This is a genomic window from Streptomyces sp. JB150 (genome assembly GCF_011193355.1).
GTDB lineage: Bacteria > Actinomycetota > Actinomycetes > Streptomycetales > Streptomycetaceae > Streptomyces.
The window spans coordinates 4,508,167-4,533,794 of sequence record NZ_CP049780.1 but is presented as its reverse complement, the minus strand read 5'-3'; the positions used below and the strand labels follow the sequence as shown (position 1 = coordinate 4,533,794).

General features: G+C 73.7%; 24 protein-coding genes. 10 read left to right on the top strand and 14 right to left on the bottom strand.

From position 1 onward, the window contains the following. Window positions 1–165 precede the first annotated feature (165 nt). From G7Z13_RS21250 to G7Z13_RS21235, 4 genes are read left to right on the top strand one after another with little or no spacing between them, the layout of a single operon-like run. The gene (locus G7Z13_RS21250) at window positions 166–1,494 is read left to right on the top strand and encodes an extracellular solute-binding protein (RefSeq protein ID WP_166001629.1); all 1,329 of its coding nucleotides are present in this window, start codon (window positions 166–168) and stop codon (window positions 1,492–1,494) included. Further along, complete coding sequence (locus G7Z13_RS21245) at window positions 1,491–2,393, top strand: sugar ABC transporter permease (protein WP_166001627.1); 903 nt, start codon at window positions 1,491–1,493, stop codon at window positions 2,391–2,393. The genes G7Z13_RS21250 and G7Z13_RS21245 overlap by 4 nt, the downstream gene beginning before the upstream one ends. A 19-nt stretch (window positions 2,394–2,412) precedes the next feature. After that, window positions 2,413–3,303, top strand: a complete 891-nt coding sequence (locus G7Z13_RS21240; protein WP_240926514.1) for a carbohydrate ABC transporter permease — start codon at window positions 2,413–2,415, stop codon at window positions 3,301–3,303. Window positions 3,304–3,341: 38 nt separating this feature from the next. Beyond that, window positions 3,342–5,654 carry a glycoside hydrolase family 3 N-terminal domain-containing protein gene (locus tag G7Z13_RS21235; protein ID WP_166001624.1) on the top strand — a complete coding sequence of 771 codons (2,313 nt, stop codon included), beginning with the start codon at window positions 3,342–3,344 and terminating at the stop codon, window positions 5,652–5,654. A gap of 3 nt (window positions 5,655–5,657) precedes the next feature. Here the strand turns inward: G7Z13_RS21235 and G7Z13_RS21230 are convergent, their stop codons facing one another. The 4 genes from G7Z13_RS21230 to tsaB are packed head-to-tail and all read right to left on the bottom strand — an operon-like array spanning window position 5,658 to window position 8,254. After that, window positions 5,658–5,927 (bottom strand): hypothetical protein, encoded by a 270-nt coding sequence (locus G7Z13_RS21230; RefSeq protein WP_166001622.1) that lies wholly within the window; start codon window positions 5,925–5,927, stop codon window positions 5,658–5,660. Further along, complete coding sequence (gene tsaD / locus G7Z13_RS21225) at window positions 5,924–7,021, bottom strand: tRNA (adenosine(37)-N6)-threonylcarbamoyltransferase complex transferase subunit TsaD (RefSeq protein WP_166001620.1); 1,098 nt, start codon at window positions 7,019–7,021, stop codon at window positions 5,924–5,926. The genes G7Z13_RS21230 and tsaD overlap by 4 nt, the downstream gene beginning before the upstream one ends. Further along, a complete protein-coding gene (rimI, locus tag G7Z13_RS21220) occupies window positions 7,014–7,571 on the bottom strand; it encodes a ribosomal protein S18-alanine N-acetyltransferase (protein WP_166005164.1) in 558 nt (185 codons plus the stop codon). Before rimI ends, tsaD begins: the two co-directional genes overlap by 8 nt. Before the next feature lie 29 nt (window positions 7,572–7,600). Continuing rightward, complete coding sequence (gene tsaB / locus G7Z13_RS21215) at window positions 7,601–8,254, bottom strand: tRNA (adenosine(37)-N6)-threonylcarbamoyltransferase complex dimerization subunit type 1 TsaB (protein WP_166001618.1); 654 nt, start codon at window positions 8,252–8,254, stop codon at window positions 7,601–7,603. A gap of 130 nt (window positions 8,255–8,384) precedes the next feature. Between tsaB and G7Z13_RS21210 the strand changes: the two genes are divergently transcribed. Further along, on the top strand, window positions 8,385–8,939 hold the full coding sequence (locus tag G7Z13_RS21210) for a hypothetical protein (RefSeq protein WP_166001616.1): 555 nt from the start codon (window positions 8,385–8,387) through the stop codon (window positions 8,937–8,939). A 41-nt stretch (window positions 8,940–8,980) separates the two neighbouring features. On the opposite strand, the gene G7Z13_RS21205 is transcribed toward G7Z13_RS21210, so the two are convergent. The 6 genes from G7Z13_RS21205 to G7Z13_RS21180 form a co-directional block, all read right to left on the bottom strand. Continuing rightward, complete coding sequence (locus G7Z13_RS21205) at window positions 8,981–9,157, bottom strand: hypothetical protein (RefSeq protein ID WP_166001614.1); 177 nt, start codon at window positions 9,155–9,157, stop codon at window positions 8,981–8,983. 157 nt (window positions 9,158–9,314) lie between these two features. Then, on the bottom strand, window positions 9,315–9,839 hold the full coding sequence (gene tsaE, locus G7Z13_RS21200; RefSeq protein ID WP_166001612.1) for a tRNA (adenosine(37)-N6)-threonylcarbamoyltransferase complex ATPase subunit type 1 TsaE: 525 nt from the start codon (window positions 9,837–9,839) through the stop codon (window positions 9,315–9,317). Continuing rightward, window positions 9,805–11,052 carry an alpha/beta hydrolase gene (locus tag G7Z13_RS21195; RefSeq protein ID WP_166001602.1) on the bottom strand — a complete coding sequence of 416 codons (1,248 nt, stop codon included), beginning with the start codon at window positions 11,050–11,052 and terminating at the stop codon, window positions 9,805–9,807. Before G7Z13_RS21195 ends, tsaE begins: the two co-directional genes overlap by 35 nt. 147 nt (window positions 11,053–11,199) lie before the next feature. Next, window positions 11,200–12,405, bottom strand: a complete 1,206-nt coding sequence (alr, locus tag G7Z13_RS21190; RefSeq protein ID WP_166001600.1) for an alanine racemase — start codon at window positions 12,403–12,405, stop codon at window positions 11,200–11,202. A gap of 52 nt (window positions 12,406–12,457) precedes the next feature. Further along, window positions 12,458–13,336, bottom strand: coding sequence for a L,D-transpeptidase family protein (locus tag G7Z13_RS21185; RefSeq protein ID WP_240926292.1), 879 nt, complete (start codon window positions 13,334–13,336; stop codon window positions 12,458–12,460). 330 nt (window positions 13,337–13,666) lie between these two features. Next, window positions 13,667–15,115 (bottom strand): NAD(P)H-hydrate dehydratase, encoded by a 1,449-nt coding sequence (locus tag G7Z13_RS21180; RefSeq protein WP_166001596.1) that lies wholly within the window; start codon window positions 15,113–15,115, stop codon window positions 13,667–13,669. Between the two features lie 192 nt (window positions 15,116–15,307). On the opposite strand from G7Z13_RS21180, the gene G7Z13_RS21175 reads away from it, so the two are divergent. Next, window positions 15,308–16,477, top strand: coding sequence for a hypothetical protein (locus G7Z13_RS21175; RefSeq protein WP_166001594.1), 1,170 nt, complete (start codon window positions 15,308–15,310; stop codon window positions 16,475–16,477). Window positions 16,478–16,547: 70 nt separating this feature from the next. On the opposite strand, the gene G7Z13_RS21170 is transcribed toward G7Z13_RS21175, so the two are convergent. Then, complete coding sequence (locus G7Z13_RS21170) at window positions 16,548–16,919, bottom strand: holo-ACP synthase (RefSeq protein ID WP_166001591.1); 372 nt, start codon at window positions 16,917–16,919, stop codon at window positions 16,548–16,550. Between the two features lie 131 nt (window positions 16,920–17,050). On the opposite strand from G7Z13_RS21170, the gene G7Z13_RS21165 reads away from it, so the two are divergent. Both G7Z13_RS21165 and G7Z13_RS21160 read left to right on the top strand, forming a co-directional pair. Continuing rightward, window positions 17,051–18,019 carry a hypothetical protein gene (locus G7Z13_RS21165; protein ID WP_166001589.1) on the top strand — a complete coding sequence of 323 codons (969 nt, stop codon included), beginning with the start codon at window positions 17,051–17,053 and terminating at the stop codon, window positions 18,017–18,019. 13 nt (window positions 18,020–18,032) lie between these two features. After that, window positions 18,033–19,814: an insulinase family protein gene (locus G7Z13_RS21160; protein ID WP_240926291.1), complete on the top strand. Its 1,782-nt coding sequence runs from the start codon at window positions 18,033–18,035 to the stop codon at window positions 19,812–19,814. Between the two features lie 40 nt (window positions 19,815–19,854). Here G7Z13_RS21160 and glmS read toward each other — a convergent pair whose 3' ends face one another. Beyond that, a complete protein-coding gene (gene glmS / locus G7Z13_RS21155) occupies window positions 19,855–21,702 on the bottom strand; it encodes a glutamine--fructose-6-phosphate transaminase (isomerizing) (RefSeq protein WP_166001561.1) in 1,848 nt (615 codons plus the stop codon). 226 nt (window positions 21,703–21,928) lie between these two features. On the opposite strand from glmS, the gene G7Z13_RS21150 reads away from it, so the two are divergent. Then, a complete protein-coding gene (locus G7Z13_RS21150) occupies window positions 21,929–22,327 on the top strand; it encodes a hypothetical protein (RefSeq protein WP_166001559.1) in 399 nt (132 codons plus the stop codon). 79 nt (window positions 22,328–22,406) lie between these two features. Here G7Z13_RS21150 and G7Z13_RS21145 read toward each other — a convergent pair whose 3' ends face one another. After that, window positions 22,407–23,234: an ABC transporter permease gene (locus tag G7Z13_RS21145; RefSeq protein WP_166001557.1), complete on the bottom strand. Its 828-nt coding sequence runs from the start codon at window positions 23,232–23,234 to the stop codon at window positions 22,407–22,409. Then, on the bottom strand, window positions 23,231–24,418 hold the full coding sequence (locus tag G7Z13_RS21140; RefSeq protein ID WP_240926290.1) for an ATP-binding cassette domain-containing protein: 1,188 nt from the start codon (window positions 24,416–24,418) through the stop codon (window positions 23,231–23,233). The genes G7Z13_RS21145 and G7Z13_RS21140 overlap by 4 nt, the downstream gene beginning before the upstream one ends. A gap of 204 nt (window positions 24,419–24,622) precedes the next feature. Between G7Z13_RS21140 and coaA the strand changes: the two genes are divergently transcribed. Continuing rightward, the gene (gene coaA / locus G7Z13_RS21135) at window positions 24,623–25,591 is read left to right on the top strand and encodes a type I pantothenate kinase (protein WP_166005160.1); all 969 of its coding nucleotides are present in this window, start codon (window positions 24,623–24,625) and stop codon (window positions 25,589–25,591) included. Window positions 25,592–25,628: the final 37 nt, after the last annotated feature.

Genomic DNA, 25,628 nt, shown 5'->3' with positions numbered 1-25,628 from the left:
CCCGCGATCGTATCCCTGCGCGACCTCTTGACGGACCCCGTGTGGCGCCATAGGTTCCCGGAACATTCGAGATTCAGCCCGAAACATTCGCCCATACCCGTGCGTGAACGCGCTGCACCGTGCCCGCGTCGCCGCGGTGGGTGAGAGAGCCGAGAGGTTGCTGCCATGGGGTACACGTCCAACGGCGGACGTTCGTTCAGCAGACGCTGGGTGCTCGGCGCCGGCGCCACCACCCTGCTCACCACCGGTCTGTCCGCCTGCGGCTCCGGCGGGGGCTCCGGCAGCGGCGGCTCCACCCTCACCGCCTTCGTCTACGGCGACGACGCGGTGAAGGTCCAGCAGGCCGCCGTGGACCGCTTCAACACGTCGGCCGCCGCGAAGAAGGCCGGCGGGAAGATCAAGCTGGAGCGGATCCCCGGCTCCGACTACTCCCCCAAGCTGCGCACGGCCATGGGCTCGCCCGGCGCGCCGGACGTGTTCTTCAACTGGGGCGGCGGCTCGATCAAGCCGTACGTGGAGGCCGGCAAGCTGATCGACCTGACCGACGTCATCGAGAACGACGAGGTCCTGAAGAAGGGCTTCCTGCCCTCGGTGCTCGCGGCCGGCGACCTCAAGGGCCGCCACTACGGCGTCCCCATGCGCGGTATGCAGCCGGTGATCCTCTTCTACAACAAGTCCGTGTTCGCCGAGCACAAGCTCCAGCCGCCCACCACCTGGGACCAGCTGCTCGACATCAACGCCAAGCTGAAGAGGGCGGGCATCACCCCGTTCGCCCTCGGCGGCTCCGACATCTGGCCGGAACTGATGTGGCTGGAGTACCTGGTCGACCGGATCGGCGGCGAGAAGGTCTTCCGCCGCATCCAGGACGGCGACGCCGAGGGCTGGGGCGACCCGGCCGTGCTGAAGGCGGCCGAGATGGTCCGGGAGCTGGTCGACGACGGCGCCTTCGGCTCCAAGTTCACCTCGGTGTCGTACGTCAACGGCGGCGCCCCCGCCGTCTTCGCCAAGGGCAAGGCGGCGATGCACCTGATGGGCTCGTGGGAGTACTCCACGCAGCTCGGCAAGTTCCCGGACTTCGCGAAGAAGGAATTGGGCTGGGCACCCTTCCCGAAGATCGAGGGCGGCTCGGGCGACGCCCGCAACGTCGTCGGCAACCCCACCAACTACTGGTCGATCAACGCCCGCGTGCGCAACAAGGACGCGGCCATCGCCTTCCTCAAGGAGTGCGCCTCCCGCACGTACGCCAGGGACCTGGTCGCCAACGGCGACGTACCCACGACGTCGAACGCGGCCCTGCTGCTGGGCGACGCCCCGAACCCCGAGTACGCCCGCTTCCAGTACCAGATGGTCGAGGAGGCGCCCGCCTTCACCCTCTCCTGGGACCAGGCGCTCGGCGACGAGCTGGGCACGAAGATGCACACCGAGATCGGCAAGCTGTTCGCGGGCAAGTCCTCGCCGGGCGAGTTCGTGGCCGCCTGCAAGGGGCTGAAGTGAGCAAGGCCGCCACCAAGGCCGGCCCCACGGCCGGCAGCAAGCCCGCCAGGGCCCGGGCGGGGCGTCCGCACGCCGCCTGGGCCCTGCCCGGGGTGCTGTTCTTCGCGTTCTTCGCGATCGTCCCGATGGCGCTGGCGTTCTACCTCTCCTTTACCGAGTGGGACGGCCTGGGCGACCCCCGCCCGGTCGGCCTCGACAACTGGAGCAGGCTGCTCGACGACCCGCGCCTGACCCAGTCGCTGTGGCTGACGGTCCTGCTCACCGTCTGCTCCTGGCTCTTCCAGACGGTCGTCTCGCTGCTCCTGGGCGTCTGGGCGGCGGGCAAGCAGCGCAACCGCGCGGTGCTGTCCGCGATCTTCTTCGTGCCGCTGCTGCTGTCCTCGACGGCCGTCGCGGTGCTCTTCTACGCCCTGCTCGACCCGAACTTCGGCATCATCCAGAAGGACACCCTGGGCTCCTCCAGCGGCGCGTTCCTCGCGATCGTGTTCGTCGGCGGCTGGCAGTTCATGCCGCTGCACACGCTGATCTACCAGGGCGGCGCCCGCCAGATCCCGGCGGTGCTCTACCAGGCGGCGGCCATCGACGGCGCCGGCCGCTACCGCCAGTTCTTCTCGATCACCCTGCCGCAGCTGCGGCACACCATCACCACCTCCAGCGTGCTGATCGTCGTCGGCTCGCTGACGTACTTCGAGACGGTCCTGATCCTCACCAAGGGCGGCCCCGGCACGGACACGGCGATCCTGCCGTACCTGATGTACGAGGCGGGCTTCAAGTCGTACGACTTCGGCTACGCCAGCGCCATCGCGTCCTTCCTCGTCGTGGCGGCCACCGGGCTCTCCCTGCTGCTGGTGCGGCTGACCGGCTTCGGCTCCATGCGCAGTACCCGCGAAGGGATGTGACGGAGTGTCACACGATACGTTGCCGCGTCCCGCCCGGACCCGGAAGGAGCCCGCCGCCGGCTCCCCCGCGCCGGCGGCCCGCCGCCGGCACTGGACCCGGCGCCCCAACCCGGTCGCCGGCACCGGTGCCCTGATCTGGCTGGTCGTCGTCCTGATCCCGGTGTACGCGATGATCTCGGCGTCGCTGACCCGCCAGGACCAGTCCCTGGACGGCAACCCGCTCAAGCCGCCGTCCGACCCGACCCTCGAGAACTACAACACCGTCCTGGACAGCGGCTTCGGTCATCTCCTCGCCAACACGGCGATCGTCGCCGTCGCGGTGGTCGGCCTGGTCCTGGTGCTCGCCGTGCCGCTGGCGTACGTCGCGGTCCGCACGGCGAATCGCTGGTCGGGCGCCGCGTTCCGGCTGTTCCTGCTGGGCGTGGCGATCCCGGCGCAGGCGGTCGTCGTCCCGCTGTACCTGCTGATCGCCAAGCTGGGCCTGTACGACACCCTGCCCGCCGTGATCCTGCCGACGGCGGCCTTCGCGATGCCGGTGTCGGTGCTGATCCTCACCGGCACCCTGCGGGACATCTCGGAGGAGCTGTACGAGGCGATGGCCCTGGACGGCGCCTCCTCGCTGCGGATGCTGTTCCAGCTGGTGATCCCGCTGGCCAAGGGCGGCATCAGCACGGTGGTGATCTACTCCGCGCTCCAGGCCTGGAACGGTTTCCTCTTCCCGCTGATCTTCACCCAGTCGGACGGCCCCCGGGTCCTCACCCTCGGACTCTTCAACTACGTCAGCCAGTTCGGGGTCAACGTCCCCGCGCTGCTGGCCTCGGTCGTCCTCTCCGGCATCCCGATCTTCGCCGTCTACCTGGTGGCCCGCCGCTCCCTGGTGAGCGGCCTGATGGGCGTGGGCGGCAAGTGAAGCGGCCTTCCCGAACCTCCCTTACCGACAGGAGTTCCATGTCCACTCCCTGGCGTGACCCCGCCCTGCCCACCGCCGCCCGTGTCGAGGACCTGCTCTCCCGGATGACCCTGGAGGAGAAGACGGCTCAGCTGTACGGCGTGTGGGTGGGCGCGGACACGGACGGCGCCGGAGTCGCCCCGCACCAGCACGACCTGGTGGTCGAACGCTCCGCCGAGGAGTGGGACGAGCTGATCACCCACGGTCTGGGCCAGCTCACCCGCCCGTTCGGCACCGCGCCCGTCGACCCGGAGGTCGGTGCCCGCTCCCTGGCCCGCGCCCAGCGCCGGATCGCCGAGGCCGGCCGGTTCGGCATCCCGGCGATGGCACACGAGGAGTGCCTGGCGGGCTTCACCGCGTGGGGCGCGACCGCGTATCCGGTGCCGCTGGCCTGGGGCGCCTCCTTCGACCCGGAGCTGGTGGAGGAGATGGGCCGGCACATCGGCCACGACCTGCGCTCGGTCGGCGTCCACCAGGGTCTCGCGCCGGTCCTGGACGTCGTACGGGATCTGCGCTGGGGCCGGGTCGAGGAGACCATCGGCGAGGACCCGTACCTGGTCGGCACGGTCGGCGCGGCCTATGTGCGGGGCCTGGAGTCGGCGGGCATCGTGGCCACGCTGAAGCACTTCGCCGGGTACGCGTCCTCGGCGGGCGCCCGCAACCTGGCCCCGGTGCGGGCCGGGGTGCGGGAGTTCGCGGACGTCACCCTGCCGCCGTTCGAGCACGCGCTGCGCGAGGGCGGCGCCCGCTCGGTGATGGCCGCGTACACCGAGACCGACGGCGTGCCCGCCTCGGCCGACCCCGGTCTGCTCACCGAGCTGCTGCGCGAGGAGTGGGGCTTCACCGGCACGGTCGTCGCCGACTACTTCGCGATCGACTTCCTGCAGACCCTGCACCGGGTCGCCGGCTCCGACGCCCAGGCCGCCCACGCCGCGCTCGCCGCGGGCATCGACGTGGAGCTGCCCACGGTCAAGTGCTACGGCGAGCCGCTGGCCGCGGCGGTGCGGGCGGGTGAGGTGCCCGAGGAGCTGATCGACCGCGCGGTGCGCCGGGTGCTGACCCAGAAGTGCGAGCTGGGCCTGCTCGACGAGGACTGGACGCCCGAGCCGGCCGGCCCGATCGATCTGGACTCGGCGGCCAACCGCGCCCTGGCCCGCCGGCTGGCGGAGGAGTCGGTGGTCCTGCTGTCCAACCCGGACGGCCTGCTGCCGCTGTCCCCGGACACCCGGATCGCGGTCGTCGGCCCCCGCGCCGCCGACCCGCTGGCCATGCTGGGCTGCTACTCCTTCCCCTCGCATGTGGGCGTCCAGCACCCCGACGTCCCCATGGGCATCGAGATCCCCACCGTGCTGGAGGCGCTGCGCGGCGAGCTGCCCGACGCGAAGGTCACCTACGCCCGCGGCTGCGACACCTCCGACCCGGACCGCTCCGGCTTCGAGGAGGCGGTGGCCCGCGCCGCCGAGGCCGATGTGTGCGTGGCGGTGCTCGGCGACCGGGCCGGCCTGTTCGGGCGGGGCACCTCCGGCGAGGGCTGCGACGCGCTGGACCTGCGGCTCCCCGGCGCGCAGGCGGAGCTGCTGGACGCCCTGGTGGAGACCGGCGTCCCGGTGGTGCTGGTGCTGCTCACCGGCCGCCCCTACGCGCTCGGCCGCTGGGACGGCCGGCTCGGCGCGGTGGTGCAGGCCTTCTTCCCCGGCGAGGAGGGCGGCCCGGCGGTGGCGGGCGTGCTGTCGGGCCGGGTCAACCCGTCCGGGCGGCTGCCGGTGAGCGTGCCCCGCGACCCCGGCGGCCAGCCGTGGACGTACCTCCAGCCGCCGCTGGGCCTGGCGGGCGAGGTCAGCAACCTCGACCCGACCCCGCTGTTCCCCTTCGGCCACGGCCGCTCGTACACCACGTTCGCCTGGGAGGACGTCACCGGCGGCGCCCCGGAGATCGGCACGGACGGCTCCTACGACCTGTCCGTCACCGTCCGCAACACCGGGGACCGCGCGGGCGCCGAGGTCGTCCAGCTGTATCTGCACGACCCGGTCGCCCGGGTCACCCGCCCGGACGTCCGCCTGGTCGGCTACCAGCGCCTCGCGCTGGAGCCGGGCGAGGCGGCCCGCGTGACGTTCCGCTTCCCCGCCGAACTGTCGTCCTTCACCGACCGCACCGGCCGCCGGGTGGTCGAACCGGGCGCCCTCCAGCTGCGGCTCGCGGCGTCCAGCGCGGACGTACGGCACACCGCGGAGCTGACCCTGACCGGGCCGGAGCGGGTGCTGGGCCCGGACCGGGTGCTGCGCTGTAAGACCCGGGTGCGGCCGCTCGGCTGACGCTCAGTCCCCGGCCGGGGAGACGTCCACCGACTCGAACCGCCACCGGTGCACCGCGCGGGTGACCAGGTCGCCCGCGGGTTCCGGCAGTTCGGGCAGGCTCGCGTCGTACGCGGCGTCCCACCAGGTGACGACGAGCACCCGGTCCTGCGGGGCGCGGAAGGTCTCCCGCCGCAGCGGGGCCGGGGCCAGCCGCTGGGCGCGGGCCCACTCCAGCAGCTCCCCGCCCCGGCCGGGGACCGCCCGCGCCTCCCACATCAGCGCGACCGTCACGAGTAGAGGTTCTCCTTGCTGACCTCGTGCACGTGGTCGTGGCCGTGGTGGTGACCGGGGACGTGCGGGTCGGTCACCGGCAGGGAGGAGTCCGCGGACAGGTCCCAGCCGGAGGCGGCCCGGCCCCGGGCGACCATCTCGGCGCCCAGCGCGGCCACCATCGCGCCGTTGTCCGTGCACAGCTTGGGCCGCGGCACGCGCAGCCGGATCCCGGCCCTCTCGCACCGCTCCTGGGCGAGCGCGCGCAGCCGCGAGTTGGCGGCGACGCCGCCGCCGATCATCAGGTGGTCGACGCCCTCGTCCTTGCAGGCCCGTACGGCCTTGCGGGTGAGCACGTCGACGACCGCCTCCTGGAAGGAGGCCGCCACGTCCCGCACCGGCACCTCCTCGCCCGCCGCCCGCCTGGCCTCGATCCAGCGGGCCACGGCCGTCTTCAGGCCGGAGAAGGAGAAGTCGTAGGCCGGGTCGCGCGGGCCGGTGAGGCCGCGCGGGAAGGCGATCGCCTCCGGGTCGCCCTCGCGGGCGTACCGGTCGATGACGGGGCCGCCGGGGAAGCCCAGGTTCAGCACGCGGGCGATCTTGTCGAAGGCCTCGCCGGCCGCGTCGTCGATGGTGGCGCCCATCGGGCGGACGTCGGAGGTGATGTCGGAGGACAGCAGCAGCGAGGAGTGGCCGCCGGAGACCAGCAGCGCCATCGTCGGCTCGGGCAGCGGGCCGTGCTCCAGCTGGTCGACGCAGATGTGCGAGGCCAGGTGGTTGACGCCGTACAGCGGCTTGCCGAGGGCGTAGGCGTACGCCTTGGCCGCGGAGACGCCGACGAGGAGGGCGCCCGCGAGGCCGGGACCGGCGGTGACGGCGATGCCGTCGAGGTCCTTGGCGCTGACCCCGGCCTCCTTCAGGGCGCGGTCGATGGTGGGCACCATCGCCTCCAGGTGGGCGCGCGAGGCGACCTCGGGGACGACACCGCCGAAGCGGGCGTGCTCGTCGACGCTGGAGGCGACGGCGTCGGCGAGCAGGGTGGTGCCGCGGACGATGCCGACGCCGGTCTCGTCGCAGGAGGTCTCGATGCCGAGGACGAGGGGTTCGTCAGTCATTGATCTCGGTTCCTTGTACGGAGGTGGCGCCCGCGGCGGGGCCGCTGTCAGGCAGGGTGGTCAGGCGCATCACCAGGGCGTCGATGTTGCCGGGCTGGTAGTAGCCGCGCCGGAAGCCGATCGGTTCGAAGCCGAAGCGCTCGTACAGCTTCTGGGCGCGCACGTTGTCCACCCGGCACTCCAGCATCACCTCGGCGCACTCGAACGCGGTCGCGGCCCGCAGGAGCTCGGTCAGCAGGCGGGCGCCGAGCCCGGTGCCCCAGTGGTCGCGGGCGACGGCGATGGTCTGCACGTCGGCGGTCTCGCCGGCGCAGGCGAGCCCGGCGTAGCCGACGATCCGGCCGCCGTCGCGCGCCTCGGCGTCCTGCCCGGCGCCGTGCTCCGTGCCGTTCGCGGGGTCCTGCGGGGCCTCGGCGACGAGGTAGCGCCGGGTCGCCTCGGGCCCGCGGGCGTGGGCCAGCTCGGACCAGAACATCCCCCGCGACCAGGCGTCCTCGGGGAAGAGGCTGCGCTCCAGTTCGAGTACGGGGTCGATGTCCCACCAGCGCATCTCGCGCAGTCGGGGGGTCGGGGTGCCGGTCACTTGGGGGTGACCACCTTGTAGTTCTTCGGAACCTGGGCGTCGGGGCGGCGCAGGTAGAGCGGGCGCGGCGCGGACAGCTCCTCCCCCGCGGCCAGCTTCCGGGCGGCCAGCGAGGCGAGCGCGGCGGCGGAGACGTGCTCGGGCTCGTGCGCGCTGGGGAAGACGTCCGGGTACAGCAGCGCTCCGGCGCCGACCGCGGGCAGGCCCTTGACCTGCTCGGCGATGGCGGCGGGCCGGTCGACGGCCGGGTCGGTGACCCGGGTGCGGGAGTCGGCGTACCGCGCCCAGTAGACCTCCTTGCGGCGGGCGTCGGTCGCCACGACGAAGGGGCCGTCCAGGTCGGTGGCCCAGGCGAGGCCGTCGAGGGTGCACACACCGTGCACGGGGACGCCGAGGGCGAGGCCGAAGGTGTCGGCGGTCATCAGGCCGACGCGCAGCCCGGTGTACGGGCCGGGTCCGGTGCCCACGACGATGCCGGTGACGGCGTCGAGCTTGAGCCCGGCCTCGGTGAGGACCCGGTCGACGGCGGGCAGCAGCAACTCGCCGTGCCGGCGCGCGTCCACCTGGCTGGACGAGGCGATGACGTCCGTGCCGTCGTGCAGGGCGACGGTGACGGCGGGGGTGGCGGTATCCAGAGCGAGCAAGAGCACGCCAACAGCCTACGGCTCTCCCGGGCCCGTGTCGGAAGTACCGGTTCCTCCGCCGCCCGGCTGCTACCGTCACCTCCCGTTACGGTACGTCTTTGGACTTTTGTGGACATACGACGCGGAGGTGGCGCCCGTGGCCAGCAGCAGCGCCGGATTCGTCACCGGGCTGACGGCGGCGGCGATGGTGACGGTCGGGTACCTCGCCTATCAGGCGTCGGCGAACGTCCCGGAGGAGCTGGCCCATCCGCAGGCCGCCGGCACGCCGGTGGCGGCGGTGACGAAGGCGCCGCGGGACAAGCGCCACCCCACCGCGCTGCCGGGCGGCTCCGGGGTCGGGGAGCGGGTGGTGTACTCGCTGGACGACGACCGGGTGTGGCTGGTGGACCCCGCGAACAGGGTGCTGCGCACGTTCCCGGTCATGCCGAGCACGGTCGACCCGCCGCCCGGCGTCTACGCGGTCACGTCCCGCTCCAAGCGCATCACCGGCTCCGACGGCACGCCCATCGAGCACGTCGTCCGCTTCGCCGGGGTCGACGGCGTGACCATCGGCTTCAGCGCGGCGGTGGACGGCTCCACGCCGTCGCCCGACCCGCGCAGCCGCACCGGCGGCATCCGCCAGTCCCGCGTGGACGGCAACGCCATGTGGGAGTTCGCGACGATCGGTCAGAAGGTCGTCGTCATCCGCTAGGAGGCGTCTCGGCCGAACGGGGCGGCACCCGGTCGGGCGGACTACGCGGCTTCGCGGTGCCCGCTCACCCGTTCGGGTTCCGGGCGGCGGGGCTCGGCGGACGGCGCCGGGCGGGGCGGCGTGGAGACGGCACTCGCCGCCGCGCAGGACGCCAGCAGATCGCGCATGGAGACCGCGGGGACCACGCGCGGGGTCTCGTCTCGTTCCGGGACCGGCATGGACGCCTCCTGGGAACCTGGGGGCGGACGCGGTTAGGTAGACCTAACTACGCGAGGGATACCATGTGACCACGTCCGGCCGTCCCGGCGCAATATCTTCCCGACACCCTGTCGGAATCGAGGGTTCGGCGTGCCGGGGCCGGTGATCCGGCCGTCCTCACGCCGTCAGCGCGTTCAGGTCCGCCGTCGTCCAGCGCTCCCCGACGCCGGTCAGCGTCACGTGCCGCACCTCGTCGGCCGTGTCGCCGACGGCCCGGTGGATGACGACGTGCAGCCGGTCCTCGGTCAGCTCCTCGACCTTGCCCTCGCCCCACTCCACGACGATCACCGAGTCGGACAGCGAGACGTCGAGGTCCAGGTCCTCCATCTCGTCCAGCCCGCCGGACAGCCGGTAGGCGTCGACGTGGACGAGGGGCGGGCCGTCGCCGAGCGAGGGGTGCACGCGGGCGATCACGAACGTCGGTGAGGTGACCGCGCCGCGCACCCCCAGCCCCTCGCCGAGGCCGCGGGTGAGCGTGGTCTTGCCGGCGCCCAGCTCCCCGGTGAGCATCACCAGGTCGCCGGCGCGCAGCAGCTTGGCGAGCCGGCGGCCCAGCTCGCGCATCTGGTCGGGGGAGGTGACGGTGAGCCGCGCGGAGGAGTCGCGCTCAGCCGGGTCGTGCGGTGCCGCTGGTGCTTCCATAGCCACCCACGGTAGCCCCTGCGGGCACGGCGCCCGCGCGGGTGAGGAGGTCGGCGAGCCGGTCGGTGACCACTTCCGGGTGTTCCAGCATCACCAGGTGCCCGGCGTCCGGGACCAGGACCAGCTCGGCGTCCGGCAGCAGATCGGCGATCGCCTCGCTGTGCCGGCTGGGCGTCACCAGGTCCTCCACGCCCGCCAGCACCAGCACCGGCAGGCCCGCGAAGTGCGCCAGCGCCTCGGTCTTGTCGTGATCGGCGAAGGCCGGGTAGAACTCGGCGACCACGTCGATGGGGGTGCTCTCGATCATCCGCTCGGCGAACCGCTCCACGGCCGGGTCGACGTCCCGGGACGCGAACGAGTAGCGCTTGATGATCCCGGCGAACAGGTCGGCGGTGGCCCGCCGCCCCTTCTCCACCAGCTCGGCCCGCTGCCCCAGCGCCCGCAGCACCCCGGGCAGCACCCGGCGCACCGCGTTGACCCCGGCGACCGGCAGCCCGAAATTCACCTCGCCGAGCTGCCCCGAGGACGTGCCGACCAGCGCGACGGCCACCACGCGCTCGCGGATCAGCTCCGGGTACTGGTCGGCCAGCGCCATCACCGTCATGCCGCCCATGGAGTGCCCGACCAGCACGATCGGGCCGTCGGGGACGGCGGCGTCGATGACGGCCTTCAGGTCCCGCCCCAGCTGGTCGATGCTGACCGGCACCCGCTGCTCCAGCTGGGCCACCCCGCGCCCGGAGCGGCCGTGGCTGCGCTGGTCCCAGTGCACGGTCCGCACCACCCCGCGCAGCGCGGCCCGCTGGAAGTGCCAGGAGTCCTGGCCGAGGCAGTAGCCGTGGCTGAAGACGACGGTGACGGGCGCGGGCGTCTTGCGGCCGAAGAGCCGGCGGCGGCGCGGGGCGACGGCGGCGCCGGGGTCCGGCTCGACGTCGTCGACCTCGTAGTACAGCTCGGTGCCGTCGTCGGCGTACGCCTTGCCGGGGGTGCCGCGCACGGCGCCGTACGGCCCCGTCGCGTCCAGGGCGAGGCGGGCCTTGCGGCGCATGTCGCGGCCCACGGTCATCCGCTCAAGCGCCACCCCGGCGGCGGCCCCGGCGGCGAGCACGCCTATCGCGGCGCCCGCGAACCCGGTCGCCCGGCGCCAGTTCCCGGCCGCCGTGGCGGACACGACGGCCGCGGCGTCCGCGACGGCCTTCGGGCTGCTCTCGCTCACCTACCGCTCCTCACCACGTACGCGCTGCCGAACCGACCGGCTGCCGCAGCTCACCGACTGCTTCCTGACCCACTGACGTGCCGTGCCGCCGAACCGGCCCGCGGGCCCCCGGCCGGTCGCTCACCGGTTACCCGCTCCGGCGCCCCTTCACCTCGGCGGCTCGCCGCCGTCGCCGCTTTCCGGCGCCTCGCTGTCGGTATAGACGCGGGGAACGCGCGTTCCGATGCGGGTGACGATCTCGTACGCGATGGTGCCCGCCGCCTGCGCCCAGTCCTCGGCGGTCGGCTCGCCCCGGTCGCCGGGCCCGAACAGCACCGCCCGCGCGCCCGGTTCCGGCTCGTCGCCGCCGAGGTCCACGACGAACTGGTCCATCGCGATCCGTCCCGCGACCGTCCGCCACTTGCCGCCGACCAGCACCGGGCCGGTGCCCGAGGCGTGCCGGGGGATGCCGTCGGCGTAGCCGAGCGGGACGAGGCCGAGGGTGGTGTCGCCGGCCGTGGTGTACCGGTGGCCGTAGCTGACCCCGTGGCCGCCGGGGACCTGCTTCACCAGGGCCAGCGAGGCGGACAGGGTCATCACCGGGCGCAGTCCGAAGTCCGCCGGGGTGCCGAGCTCCGGGCTGGGCGAGATGCCGTACACGGCGATGCCGGTGCGGACCAGGTCGAAGTGGGATTCGGGGAGGGTGAGCGTGGCGGGCGAGTTGGCGATGTGCCGCACCTCCGGGCGCACGCCCTCGCCCTCCGCGTACGCCAGCATCCGCCGGAACAGGTCCAGCTGGGCGGCGATGGAGGGGTGGCCGGGCTCGTCGGCGCAGGCGAAGTGCGACCACAGGCCGGTGATCCGCAGCAGCCCGTCGCGTTCGGCCGCCAGCGCGGCGCCGACCAGTTCCGCCCAGTCCCCGCCGGGCTGGCAGCCGCCCCGCCCGAGCCCGGTGTCCGCCTTCAGCTGCACGCGCGCCGGGCGGCCGGCGATCTTCGCGGCCTCGGTGACCTCGCGCAGCGCCCACATGGCGCTGACGGACACGTCGACGTCGGCCTCGACGGCCTCCCGCCACGGCCCGCCCGGCGTCCACAGCCAGCACAGGATCCGCACGTCCGCGGGCACGGCGCCGGACGCGCGCAGCACCAGCGCCTCCTCGGGCGTGGCGGTGCCCAGCCAGGTCGCCCCCGCCGCCACGGCCGCACGGGCGCACGGCACCGCCCCGTGGCCGTACGCCTCGGACTTCACCACGGCCATCAGGGCCGCACCCGGGGCGTGGGCACGCAGGGCCCGCACATTGGCGCGGAGCGCGGCCAGATCGATCTCGGCGCGGGCGCGCAGCGGGGCGGTCGGCAGATGTGCAGTCGTACTCATCGCGCCCAGTGTCTCAGAGGCCCCGGACGGCCATGGCGACCGCGGCCACTGGCTAGCCCGGCCTGCGTCCCCAGACGTGCACCTGGTCGCCCGTCCTCAGCACGTCCCACAGGCTGCGCGCGTCACCGAGGCGCAGATTGACGCTGCCCATGGACCCGACCGTGGTGTGGAGGGTGTCGTACACCGCGTGGAAGGCCTGGCCGCCGCTGAAGAACTGGGCGTACGGCATGGGCATGTTGTAGAGGGGCGAGGCGTGGTTCTTGTGGCGCCAGTAGATCGTGTGCGTGCCGGTGCGGGTCGGGTACGCCGCCCGTCCGCTGCGGACGGGCACGGGTCCGAAGAGCACCTTCTCGCCCTGCTGCACCCAGGTGAGCTGCCGGTCGAGGTCGACGCAGGCGACCCGGCCGGTGCGCACCGGGCACTTCCCGGCCGCGTCGGGGTTGTCCCGCGCGGCGAGGAACCGCATGTGGGCCCAGGTCACCGGCCCGGCGAACCCGATGGCCGGCTTGATGCCGTGCTCCGCCTGGAACGCCCGGATCGCCTCGCAGTCGGCCGCCGACTGCTCCCCGTCCACCGCCAGTTCCAGCCAGGTCTCGACCTCGCGCTGGTACGGCCCCGTGTGCGCGCTGCACGCCACCCGCCCCACCGCGTCCGCCAGCGGCACGTACTCGACGAGTGCGTACGCCTCCTGCGGCGCGTCACTCGGCTCCAGCGCGTCCTCCGCCACCGACGGCTGATAGACCTGCGGCGCCAGCACCTGGTCGGGCGTGTCCACCGGCCCCGGCTGGTACACCCCGGGCACCAGCTGCCCCGCGGTGTCCGTCGCGGGGTCCGGGGGCTCGGGGGCGGCCCAGCCGGCGCCGACGGGCAGCAGCGCCGCGGCCAGGAGAGCGACGGCGGCGGCGCGGGCGGCAACGTTTCCGCTGATCACCCCGTCAGGGATACCCAGGGCCCGACGCCCCGGACCGGGTCCCGCCCGCAGGTCACTCATTGGGCCCAGCGCGGGACGCGCCTCCCGCCGCTCCGCAGAGCCCGGTGGAGGCGCCACTCCGGCGCGCGGAGAGCCCGTGGAGACACTCAGCCGGCGCGCGCAGAGCCCGGTGGAGACACCCAGCCGGCGCGCGCAGAGCCCGGGTGCAGGCGCCCCGCCGGCACGCGCAGAGCCGGGTTAAGACACCCCACCGGCACGCGGGGAGCCCGGTGGAGGCGCCCCGCCGGCACGCGCACAGTCCGGTGGAGGCGCCACGCCGGCGTGCGGTCCTCAGCCGGCGTCCCCGCGCACGTCCCGCCAGGCGCGGGGCACCGCCTCCGCCACGTCCCGTGCCCCCACCGGCGCCCCCGCCGCCGCGAACCGCCTGGTGAGCCCGTGCAGATAGGCACCGGCGCTGCCCGCGTCGACCGCCGACAGCCCCGCCGCCAGCAGCGCCCCGGCCAGCCCGGACAGCACGTCCCCGCTGCCGGCGGTGGCCAGCCACGGCGTCCCGGTCGGGTTCACCCGCACCGTCCCCCGGCCCCCCGCCCCGGCGACGAGCGTTGTCGACCCCTTCAGCAGAACGGCCGCCCCGTACCGCGCCGCCAGCTCCCGCACCGCCGCCAGCCGCGCCCCCTCGACCTCCTCGCGGCTCACCCCGAGCAGCGCCGCCGCCTCACCGGCGTGCGGCGTCATCAGCGTCGGCGCCGTCCGGGCCCGTACCGCCCCGGCGTCGGCCAGCCGCAGCCCGTCCGCGTCGATCAGCACCGGCACGTCCGCGACCAGCACCTCGGCGACCGTGCCCGCGTCGTCCCCGGCGCCCGGCCCGACCACCCAGGCCTGCACGCGCCCGGCCCGCTTCGGCCCGGCGTCGGAGACCAGCGTCTCGGGGAAGCGGGCGATGACCGCGTCCCCGGCCGGTCCCACGTAGCGCACGGCCCCGGCCCCGCCCCGCAGCGCGCCGGCGACCGCGAGGACCGCCGCGCCGGGGTAGCGCGCGGACCCGGCGGCCACGCCGACGACCCCCCGCCGGTACTTGTCGCTCTCCGCCGCCGGCACCGGCAGCAGCGCCGCCACCTCCGCGTGCTGCAACGCCTCCAGCTCGGGTTCGGCGGGCAGTTCGGGCCCGAGTCCGATGTCGACGAGCCGTACCGTCCCGGCGTACTCGCGCGCCGGGTCGATCAGCAGCCCCGGCTTGTGCGTCCCGAAGGTCACCGTCAGATCGGCCCGCAGCGCCGCGCCCCGCACCTCGCCGGTGTCCGCGTCGACGCCGCTCGGCAGGTCCACGGCGACGACGGCGGCCCGCGACCGCGCCGCCGCCTCGGCGAGCGGGACGGCCCGGGGCCGCAGCCCGCCCGTGCCGCCGATGCCGACGATCCCGTCGACGACCAGATCGGCCCGCTCGATCAGGGCCGGTCCCGCCGCCGTGTCCGCGACCGCGCCGCCCGCCCGCCGCAGCGCGGCGAGCCCCCCGGCGTGCGCCCGCTCGGGCGTGAGCAGCACGGCGGTGACACCCGCGCCGCGCCGGGCGAGGCGCGCCCCGGCGTACAGGGCGTCGCCGCCGTTGTCGCCGCTGCCGACCAGCAGCACGACCCGGCTGCCGTAGACCCGCCCGAGGAGCTGGGCGCAGGCGGTGGCGAGGCCCGCCGCCGCCCGCTGCATGAGTGTCCCCCCGGGCAGCCGCGCCATCAGCCGCCGCTCCGCCGCCCTGACCGTCTCCACGTCGTACGCAGTCCGCATGCGTCCGAGTCTCCCGTCGCTCGCCCCTCGGCCCTCGATCCGGGCTACGCCGGATCTCCTGCCTCATCCTTCCCGCCGTACCCGCCTTACCCGCCCTACCCATTGACGCCCCGTCGTCTCCTTGCCAGACTCCCGGCCCCCCACAGGATGAATCGATTCAGTCGAATCGGTTCGACGAGAGGACGCACCCGCATGGGACGCAGAGCCGCACTCCTCGCCGCCACCGGCGCCGCCGCCCTCCTCGCCGCCGCCGGCACCCTGTCCGCCACGGCCGCCACGGCCGCCACCGAGGCGGCCACCGGCGCGGCCGCCGCCTGCGGTGACGGCTCCTACCAGGCCGAGGCCGTGCTGAACGGCAGTACGTGGACGGTCCGCCGCTCCGGCACGGTCGTGCACACCGGCACGGACCTGCGGGCGGCCGTGCAGGCGGCCGTGAACAGCCTGACCGCCGGGCGCACCGCCAAGGAGCGGGTCGTGGTGCGCGGCTCCGGCTCGATGCCGGCCGGCTCCCGCATCTCCCTGCCCAGCTACACGGTCCTCGACGTCTGCGGCACCATCAACGTCACCGGCACCGGCAGCGGCGACCAGGCCCCCGTCTACTCCCGCGGCACCCGCGACATCGAGGTGCAGCACCTCAACGTCACCGGCACCCCGCTCTACGGCGTCTTCCTGCGCAACGTCACCAACGCCACCCTGGGCCAGATCGACCTGCGCCTGTCCTCCGGACTCGGCGTGCGCGTCGACAACCGCGGCGACACCAGCCAGTGGACGCGCAACGTCCGCATCGACAGCGTCTACGTCTCCGGCGCCTCCAGCCACGCGGTGGAGACCTACGGCGTCGACGGCCTCACCGTCGGCACGGTCACCGCCCGCAACGTCGGCGAGTCCGGGCTGCTGCTCAACCAGACCGTCAACGCGACCGTGGGCAGGGTGGACGCCGAGAACGCGGGCACGGGCACCGGCTACGCCGCCTTCCGCATGGCCAACCGCAACGGGCGGATCGGCAGCTCGTACCCGGTGAACATCCGCGTCGGGGAGGTCGTCGCGCGCGGCGGCGGGCGCGGCGTGTTCTGCGTCTCCGAGAGCGGCGGCGCGGTCATCGACCGGGTGACGCTGTCGAACACCGGCAACAACGCGGTGCTCGTGGAGAACTGCTACAACGTCACCGTCGCCGCCCAGTCCGGCACCGTCACCGGCGGCGGCGAGATCCGGCTGGCGGCCCGCTCCGAGTTCCCGAACAACCGGGACATCACCATCCAGAACCTGACGGTGACCAACTCCGCGATCCGCGAGAGCCCGTGCGGCGAGAACACCACCTTCCGCAACAACACCCTGGTCAACAGCTCCCAGTCCATCTGCTGACACGGTCTTCCGCGCGGACACGGATTCCCGCGCCGCCGCGGATTCCGTACCGGCCCGGCCCCGCCCCCGCTCAGCCCTCCGCGATGACCACCGCGGACGCCACCCCCGCGTCATGGCTGAGCGACACGTGCCAGGACCGCACGCCGAGTTCCGCCGCCCGGGCCGCGACCGTCCCGGTGACCCGCAGCCGGGGGCGGCCGCTGTCCTCGACGTAGACCTCGGCGTCGGTCCAGAGCAGTCCGGGCGGGGCCCCCAGGGCCTTGGCGACGGCCTCCTTCGCGGCGAACCGGGCGGCGAGGGAGGCCGGGCCCCGGCGTTCGCCGCTGGGCAGCAGCATTTCCCGGTCCCGGAACAGCCGCCGGGCCAGAGCGGGGGTGCGTTCCAGCGACGCGGCGAACCGGTCGATCTCGGCGACGTCGATACCGACTCCGATGATGCTCATGCCCAGCACCCTAAGCTCGGACGCGCCCCTTCCGGGCTGCTAGCCTGCGGCGACTTCACACACACGCCGGCGCGCCCTGGGGGGCCAGTTCGCGCGCCCGGCGCTGCCGGCGACAGCCAGGGGGCGGAGGAATGAGCAGGACCACCAGCGGCATACCGGGCGCGGTGCCCGGAACGGGACCGTACTTCGATCCGTACGACACCCTTCCCGGACTCCTCCCGCTGCGCACCGCCGCCCGCGGCGGCGACTGGCCCGCCGTACGGGCGTACTTCGCCGCCCTGGACGCGCCGGAGCAGGTGAGCTTCGCCGTCGGGCTGCTCGCCGAGGAGGACGGCGTCGAGACGATGCTGGAGCGGGCCGCCGCCGAGCACCCGGCCGATCCGCTGCCGCGCACCCTGCTCGCCGACCGGTACGTGCGCATCGGCTGGGCCATCCGCAGCGACCTGCGCGCCGAGCACGTCTCCCGGGACCAGTTCGCGCAGTTCCACGCGTGGCTGCGCAAGGCGGAGCAGATCCTGATCGAGGTGTGCGCGCAGGCGCCGTGGTACGCGCCCGCCTGGACCGTACGGCTGATCACCGCGCGCGGGCTCCAGCTCGGCCAGGCCGAGGCGCGCCGCCGCTACGACCGGCTCAGCGCCCACCACCCGCACCACTACCCGGCGCAGACGCAGCTGCTCCAGCAGCTGTGCCCGAAGTGGGGCGGCTCCTGGGACGCCGCGCACGGTTTCGCCCGCGAGGCCACCACGGCCGCGCCCGACGGCGCGCACACCGGTGCCCTGGTCGCGCTCGCCCACCTGGAGCGCTGGCTGGAGCTGGACGGCCCCGACGCGGGCGCGTACATGCGGGGCGTGCCGGTCCGCGACGATCTGCGGTTCGCCGCGCAGGTGTCGGTGCTGCACCCCGACTACCGGCCCGGCTGGCACTGGATCGGCGCGCACAGCGCGTTCGCGATGGCGTTCTCCCTCGGCGGCCACTTCGAGGACGCCCAGCGGCACTTCGCGGTCCTCGGCGACCGGGCCAGCGACTTCCCGTGGTCGTATCTGTCCGATCCGAAGGCCGCGTTCAGGAAGTACCGCAAGTCCGCGATGGCGACGAGCTGAGGGGCCGGCAGACATGACCACCGACATCACCGGCGTCACGGGCGGCGGCGCCACCGGCGCCACGGGCACCGCGGGCCTCGACGTGCTCTCCGGGCTGGTCGCGCACACCACCACCCAGGGCATCCCCACCCTCTACGCGCCGGCGCAGGGCGGCGAGATCACCGCCGGTCTCTTCTTCCGGGTGGGCCGCGCCGACGAGACCCTCGCCACCAGCGGCATCACCCACCTGGTGGAGCACCTGGCGCTGCACCGGCTGGGCCTGACGGACCTGCACTACAACGGCGCCACCGCCAACACGTACACCCTCTTCCACGTCACCGGCAGCGAGCAGGAGGTCGTCGCGCACCTGAACGCCGTCTGCGCGTCCCTGCGCGATCTGCCGCTGGACCGGCTGGAGACCGAGAAGGAGATCCTGCGCACCGAGGCCGCCGGGCGCGGCCAGGGCGCCAACTCCCAGATGCCGCTGTGGCGGTACGGCGCGCAGGGCTACGGCCTGTCCAGCTACCGCGAGCTGGGCACCTGGAACCTCACCGCCGACCAGGTCCGGCACTGGGCGCGGACCCGGTTCACCCGGGACAACGCGGTGCTGTGGATCACCAGCGACCGGGTCCCCGAGAACCTGGACCTCACCCTGCCCGCCGGCACCCGGATTCCGGCGCCCGCGGCGACCAGCGCGCTGCCGGTCACCCCGGCGTACATCCACGGCGACGACGGCCATGTCGTGTTCACCTCGGTGCTGCGCCGCACCACCGCCGCCTCCGTCTTCGCCGACGTCCTCGGCCGCGCTCTCTTCCAGGACCTGCGCCAGGAGGGCGGCTACTCGTACACGGCGGAGGCGGACTACTCCCCGCGCGACGCCCGGTTCGCGACCCTGACCGCGTACGCGGACGCCCTGCCGCAGAAGCAGGACGCCGTCGTCGGCGGGTTCGTCGACACGCTCGCGCGGCTGCGCGCGGGACGGATCGAGCAGGCCGAGCTGGACACCGTACGCGGCAAGATCCTGAAGATGTACGACGTGCCGGACCTCGGCGCGGCCGCCCTGCCGTCGTACGCGCTGAGCCTGCTGCTCGGCCACCGGATCCTCTCCCCCGACCAGCACCGGGCCGAGCTGGCGGCGGTCACCGTCGGCGATCTGCGCGAGGTGGCCCGCGAGGCGTGGGACTCCGGGCTGCTCCAGGTGCCGGGGCGGGGCGCCGACTGGGCGGGCTTCACGCTCGCCCCGCAGTACTCGGCGCACGCCGTGACCGGCAGCCGGCACGCCTCCCTGGAGGACGAGCGGGTCACCCTGGTGATCGGCGCGGAGGGCGTCAGCCTGCTGACCCCGGGCGGGCCGGTGACCGTCCGGTACGACGCCGTCGCGGCGATGTCCGCACGGCCCGACGGGGCGCGCAGCCTGACCGGGCACGACGGTTTCTGCGTGTCGGTGGAACCGACCCTCTACCGGGGTGTCGGCCCCGACCGCATCGCGGCGATCGACGCGGCCGTGCCGGCGAGTGCGGTGGTCCGGCTGCCGGCCCGGGACCCGGAGGACATCCCCCGCCCGAGCGAGCGCCCGAAGGGCTCCGGCCGCGCGCCCCGGCGGCGCGGGGCAGCCGCCTGGGCGTGGCAGACCGGGTTCTGGGTCTCCGCCGCCCTCACGGTGGTGTGGGGGCTGCTGTGTCTGCTCGTCACCGTCGACGAAGCCGGTGCCGCGCGTCCCGAGTGGGACGCGGTGGTCGGCATCTGGGGGCTGGAGCTGCCGCTGCTGTTCGTGAGCTGGAAGCTGCTGCGGGAGCCGCGGCGCAGGGGCCGCTGACCCGGGCGGGTCCCGGACCGGCCGGCCCGGTGGCCCGCGGCTACTCCACGGTGACCGACTTCGCCAGGTTGCGCGGCTGGTCGACCTCGTTGCCGCGGGCGGTCGCCAGCTCGCAGGCGAAGACCTGCAGCGGCACGGTCGCGACCAGCGGCTGGAGCAGGGTGGGCGTGGCGGGGACGCTGACGAGGTGGTCGGCGTACGGGACGACCGCCTCGTCGCCCTCCTCGGCGATCACGATGGTGCGGGCGCCGCGGGCGCGGATCTCCTGGATGTTGGAGACGACCTTGTCGTGCAGCACGGACCGTCCGCGCGGCGACGGCACGACCACGACCACCGGCAGGTCCTCCTCGATCAGCGCGATCGGCCCGTGCTTCAGCTCGCCGGCCGCGAAGCCCTCGGCGTGCATGTAGGCGAGTTCCTTGAGCTTGAGGGCGCCTTCCAGGGCCACCGGGTAGCCCACGTGACGGCCCAGGAACAGCACGGTGTTCTTGTGCGCGAGGGTGCGGGCCAGTTCGCGCACCGGCTCCATGGTCTCCAGCACCCGCTCGACCGCGCCGGAGACCTCGGACAGCTCCCGCACGACGCCGCGGATCTCGTCGCCCCACTTGGTGCCGCGCACCTGGCCCAGGTAGAGGGCGACCAGATAGCAGGCGACCAGCTGGGTCAGGAACGCCTTCGTCGACGCGACCGCGACCTCCGGCCCGGCGTGCGTGTAGAGCACGGCGTCGGACTCGCGCGGGATGGTCGAGCCGTTGGTGTTGCAGATGGCGAGCACCCTGGAGCCCTGCTCGCGGGCGTGGCGCAGGGCCATCAGGGTGTCCATGGTCTCGCCGGACTGGGAGATGGCGATGACCAGGGTCTGCGGGTCGAGGATCGGGTCGCGGTAGCGGAACTCGCTGGCCAGCTCCACCTCGCAGGGGATCCGCGTCCAGTGCTCGATGGCGTACTTGGCGATGAGCCCGGCGTGGAAGGCGGTACCGCAGGCGACGATGACGACCTTGTCGACCTCGCGCAGCACGCTCGCCGGGATGCGGACCTCGTCCAGGGTGAGCGAGCCGGCGGCGTCGACGCGCCCGAGGAGGGTGTCGGCGACCGCCTTGGGCTGTTCGGCGATCTCCTTGAGCATGAAGTAGTCGTAGCCGCCCTTCTCGGCGGCGGAGGCGTCCCAGTCGACGTGGTAGGAGCGCACGTCGGCGGGGCGGCCGTCGAAGCCGGTGATGGTCACGCCGTCCCGGCGCAGTTCGACGACCTGGTCCTGGCCGAGTTCGACGGCGTCGCGGGTGTGGGCGATGAACGCGGCGACGTCGGAGGCGAGGAAGGCCTCGTCCTCGCCGACGCCGACGACCAGCGGCGAGTTGCGGCGGGCGCCGACCACCACGTCCGGCTCGTCGGCGTGCACCGCGACCAGCGTGAACGCGCCCTCCAGCCGCCGGCACACCAGCCGCATCGCCTCGGCGAGGTCCGCGCAGGAGGAGAACTCCTCGGCGAGCAGGTGGGCGACGACCTCGGTGTCGGTCTCGGAGGCCAGTTCGTGCCCGCGCTCGGCCAGTTCGGCGCGCAGTTCGGCGAAGTTCTCGATGATGCCGTTGTGGACGACGGCGACCCGGCCCGCGTTGTCGAGGTGCGGGTGGGCGTTGGCGTCGGTCGGGCCGCCGTGCGTGGCCCACCGGGTGTGTCCGATGCCGGTGGAGCCGGCCGGCAGCGGCCGCTCCGACAGCTCCTTGTCCAGGTTGACCAGTTTCCCGGCCCGCTTCGCCGTCGCCAGCCCGCCGTCCGCGAGCACGGCGACCCCGGCCGAGTCGTATCCCCGGTACTCCAGCCGCTTCAGCCCGGCCAGCACGACATCGAGCGCCGACTGCGACCCTACGTATCCCACGATTCCGCACATGCCCGGCAGCCTACGGCCGTTCCACCCGCCGAACCCGCCTTCCCCTGCCCGAACTCGGAAATTCCCGCGGGGGTACGCACACGCCACCGGGTGTCCGGCCGCATACGGACGCCCTTCGCGCCGGCGTAACGTCGAGGCGGTCACGTGCACCGTCATGTGCGGTCAGGTGCGGTCAGGTGCGGTCAGGTGCGGTCGCGTGCGCGTCCGGACGAGGGAGGCAGGCGCGTTGAGCTACACCCTGAGTCTCTACGGGTTCTGGCACGCCGAACCGGCGGCGCCCGACCCGGACGTGGTCCGGGCGCTCCTCTCGCCGCTGCTCGCCGCGCCGGAGAAAGTGTCCGACGCCGGTGTGGAGTTCTGGATCCGCGCCGCGGACGGCAGCGAGGCCGAGGTCGGCGTCCACGAGCACTTCGTCGGGGTGGAGCGGCCGCAGGCAGGGGAGGTGTGGAAGACCGTCATCGCACTGGCGGACCGGCTCGGTGCGGGCATCCTCGTCCCCGGCGGCACGTTCCTGTGCCGCGAGGACATGCGCGCGCACCTGCCCGAGGGCATGGCGGACGACTCCGTCTTCGTCCCGGAGATCACCCTCGAAGCCTTCGAGGGCGTCGCGGGCCCGTTCCGGTAACCGCCGACCTGACCTCTCCCTGCGAGGGGCCGCGCCGGCTTCGGCTCGCCCCGTGCTGCACAGCCGTCCTGACGCCCCCTCACGTCTTCGCCCGATACGCCCGCATGGCCAGCGGATAGAACACCAGCGCGATGCCCGCCGCCCAGACCAGCGACCACAGCACCGGCTCCGCCACCGGCCCGCCCAGCAGCAATCCGCGGAAGGCGTCGGACAGGTGGGTGACCGGATTGACGTCGCTGAACGCCTGGAGCCAGCCCGGCATGGTGTCGACCACGACGAACGCGCTGCTGGTGAAGGTGATCGGGAAGATCAGGGTGAAGCCGAAGGCCTGCACCTTCTCCGCGTCCCCGGCGAGCATCCCGATCAGCACCGCGCTCCACGACACGGCCGCGGCGAACACCACCAGCAGCACCGTGCCGAGCAGGAACCCGTCGAGCCCTCCGGTGACCCGGAAGCCGAGCAGCAGCCCGAGGCCGATCATCAGCAGCATCGCCCAGACGTGCTTGGCGAGGTCCGCGGTGATCCGCCCGACCAGCGGGGCGGACCGGGCGATCGGCAGGCTGCGCAGCCGGTCGAAGACGCCCTTGGTGAGGTCGGTGTTGAGCGCCATCGCCGTGTACATCGTCATGAACAGGGTGTTCTGCACGATGATTCCGGGCAGCGCGTACTTCAGATACGCGTCGGGGGAGCCGGCCATCTGACCGCCCAGCACATAGGTGAAGAGGAACACGAACATGATCGGCGTGATGCTGTAGTCGACCAGTTCGAGCGGGTTGTGCTTCACGGCGACCAGGCTGCGCCAGGCCATCGTGAACGTCTGCCGCAGCGCGGCGAGGGGACGCACCCGCCCGGAGGTGCTGACCGGCGGGGCCGGCACGGTCCCGGTGGCGGCGGTCGTGGCGGTCATGGCCGCGTCACCGCCTTCCGCAGCGCGTTCCCTTCCTCCCGGCCGGCGGCGCCCTCGTCCTCACGCGCGGTCACCTCCGCGTCCTCGGCCTCGCCGTCCCCGGCGCCCCCGCGGTCCCCGCCGCTCCTGCCGTCCCCGGCGTCCCCGTCGTCCCGGCCCTCCACGCCGCCCCCGCCGGCCGCAGCGACAGCGCCCTCGCCCTCCCCCGCCGACGCGCCGCCCTCGCCCCCGCGGGCGCCCGGCTCCGCGCGGTGCCCGGTCAGGGCCAGGAACACCTCGTCGAGGGAGGAGCGGCGCAGCGCCAGCTCGCCGACCGCGATGCCCCCGCGGTCCAGGGCGCGTACGACGGCCGGCATCAGCTCGGGGTCCTTCACCGGGGCGGTGATCGTCTCGCCCTCGATCCGGGCCTGCGGCCCGGCCGCCCCCGCCACCAGGGCGTGCGCCCGCGCGAGGTCCTGCCCAAAGACCGGCCGCAGCTCCAGCACCTGCCCGCCGACCTGCGACTTCAGCTGGTCGGGGGTGCCTTCGGCGATCACCCGGCCCTTGTCGATCACCACGATGTCGTCGGCCAGCACATCCGCCTCGTTCAGGTACTGCGTGGTCAGCAGCGCCGTGGCGCCGTCCGCGACCAGCCCGCGCAGCATGTCCCACAGCTCACCGCGGCTGTGCGGGTCGAGGCCGGTGGTCGGCTCGTCGAGGAAGAGGATGCCGGGCCGCCCCACGAGACTGGCCGCGAGGTCGAGGCGCCGCCGCATCCCGCCCGAGTACGTCTTCACGGCCCGCCCGGCCGCGTACGTCAGCCGGAAACGCTCCAGCAGCTCCGCCGCCCTCGCCTTCGCGGCCCGTCGCGGCAGCCCCAGCAGACGCCCGATGAGCAGCAGGTTCTCCGTGCCGGTCAGGTTCTCGTCCACCGCGGCGTACTGCCCGGTCAGGCCGACCGTGGCCCGCACCACCCCGGCCTCCCGGACCACGTCGTGCCCGGCCACCCGGGCCGTCCCGCCGTCCGGCCGCAGCAGGGTGGCGAAGATCCGCACCGCGGTGGTCTTCCCGGCGCCGTTGGGACCCAGCAGCCCGAGCACCGTGCCCTTGCGGGCGGCCAGATCGACACCGGCCAGCGCCTCCGTCTCCCTGAACCGTTTGACCAGGCCTTCCGCCTCTATCGCATACGTCGTCGCATCCGTCATGGGTCACCCCTTCGGGGTCGGTGGACCCGGCCGGGCCCACCTCTCCCACAACTGTGACGCACGCCACTGACATTCCCCCCGTTCGCCCCGGTTCCTCCCGATCCCGCCGCCCCCGCCGACGCCCCGGCCGGCGCGTGACGGATCCCACCTCACCCTCTGTTCGTACTCCCGTAACAATGGACTGTGATCTCTCCGGTCTCCCCGATGCCCCGGAGCGCCCACCGGCCCCGCCCGGAGGCGACTCCCTACGTCGACCTCACCCGCGCCGAGTGGAGCGCGCTGCGCGACAAGACGCCGCTGCCGCTCACCGCGGAGGAGGTCGAGAAGCTGCGCGGCCTCGGCGACGTCATCGACCTCGACGAGGTCCGGGACATCTACCTCCCGCTGTCCCGGCTGCTCAACCTCTACGTCGGCGCCACCGACGGCCTGCGCGGCGCGCTCAACACCTTCCTCGGGGAACAGGGCTCCCAGTCCGGCACGCCCTTCGTGATAGGAGTGGCCGGCTCGGTCGCCGTCGGCAAGTCGACGGTCGCCCGCCTGCTCCAGGCACTGCTCTCGCGCTGGCCGGAGCACCCGCGCGTCGAACTGGTCACCACCGACGGCTTCCTGCTGCCCACCAAGGAGCTCCAGGCCCGCGGCCTGATGTCCCGCAAGGGCTTCCCCGAGTCCTACGACCGCCGCGCCCTGACCCGTTTCGTCGCCGACATCAAGGCCGGCAAGGACGAGGTCTCCGCCCCCGTCTACTCCCACCTGATCTACGACATCGTGCCCGGCGAGCGCCTGGTCGTACGCCGCCCCGACATCCTGATCGTCGAAGGACTGAACGTCCTCCAGCCCGCCCTGCCCGGCAAGGACGGCCGCACCCGCGTCGGCCTCGCCGACTACTTCGACTTCAGCGTGTACGTCGACGCCCGCGCCGAGGACATCGAGCGCTGGTACCTCAGCCGGTTCCGCAAGCTGCGCGAGACCGCCTTCCAGAACCCCTCGTCCTACTTCCGCAAGTACACGCAGGTGTCGGAGGAGGAGGCCCTGGACTACGCCCGCACGATGTGGCGCACCATCAACAAGCCCAATCTGGTGGAGAACATCGCCCCGACCCGCGGCCGCGCCACCCTGGTCGTGCGCAAGGGCCCGGACCACAAGGTGCAGCGCCTCAGCCTGCGCAAGCTGTGACAGCGTTCGGACAAGCTCGCACAGCCGTCGGAAGGGC

Bases quoted from the DNA above. Each gene is read 5' to 3' on its own strand.
- tsaE (WP_166001612.1), bottom strand. From the start codon at position 9,839: ATGGAAGCACCAGCGGCACCGCACGACCCGGCTGAGCGCGACTCCTCC.
- G7Z13_RS21145 (WP_166001557.1), bottom strand. From the start codon at position 23,234: ATGACCGCCACGACCGCCGCCACCGGGACCGTGCCGGCCCCGCCGGTC.
- G7Z13_RS21205 (WP_166001614.1), bottom strand. From the start codon at position 9,157: ATGCCGGTCCCGGAACGAGACGAGACCCCGCGCGTGGTCCCCGCGGTC.
- G7Z13_RS21160 (WP_240926291.1), top strand. From the start codon at position 18,033: ATGACCACCGACATCACCGGCGTCACGGGCGGCGGCGCCACCGGCGCC.
- G7Z13_RS21235 (WP_166001624.1), top strand. From the start codon at position 3,342: ATGTCCACTCCCTGGCGTGACCCCGCCCTGCCCACCGCCGCCCGTGTC.
- G7Z13_RS21140 (WP_240926290.1), bottom strand. From the start codon at position 24,418: ATGACGGATGCGACGACGTATGCGATAGAGGCGGAAGGCCTGGTCAAA.
- rimI (WP_166005164.1), bottom strand. From the start codon at position 7,571: ATGCGCTGGTGGGACATCGACCCCGTACTCGAACTGGAGCGCAGCCTC.
- G7Z13_RS21180 (WP_166001596.1), bottom strand. From the start codon at position 15,115: ATGCGGACTGCGTACGACGTGGAGACGGTCAGGGCGGCGGAGCGGCGG.
- G7Z13_RS21170 (WP_166001591.1), bottom strand. From the start codon at position 16,919: ATGAGCATCATCGGAGTCGGTATCGACGTCGCCGAGATCGACCGGTTC.
- glmS (WP_166001561.1), bottom strand. From the start codon at position 21,702: ATGTGCGGAATCGTGGGATACGTAGGGTCGCAGTCGGCGCTCGATGTC.
- G7Z13_RS21250 (WP_166001629.1), top strand. From the start codon at position 166: ATGGGGTACACGTCCAACGGCGGACGTTCGTTCAGCAGACGCTGGGTG.
- tsaD (WP_166001620.1), bottom strand. From the start codon at position 7,021: ATGACTGACGAACCCCTCGTCCTCGGCATCGAGACCTCCTGCGACGAG.
- G7Z13_RS21165 (WP_166001589.1), top strand. From the start codon at position 17,051: ATGAGCAGGACCACCAGCGGCATACCGGGCGCGGTGCCCGGAACGGGA.
- coaA (WP_166005160.1), top strand. From the start codon at position 24,623: ATGCCCCGGAGCGCCCACCGGCCCCGCCCGGAGGCGACTCCCTACGTC.
- G7Z13_RS21175 (WP_166001594.1), top strand. From the start codon at position 15,308: ATGGGACGCAGAGCCGCACTCCTCGCCGCCACCGGCGCCGCCGCCCTC.
- alr (WP_166001600.1), bottom strand. From the start codon at position 12,405: ATGAGTACGACTGCACATCTGCCGACCGCCCCGCTGCGCGCCCGCGCC.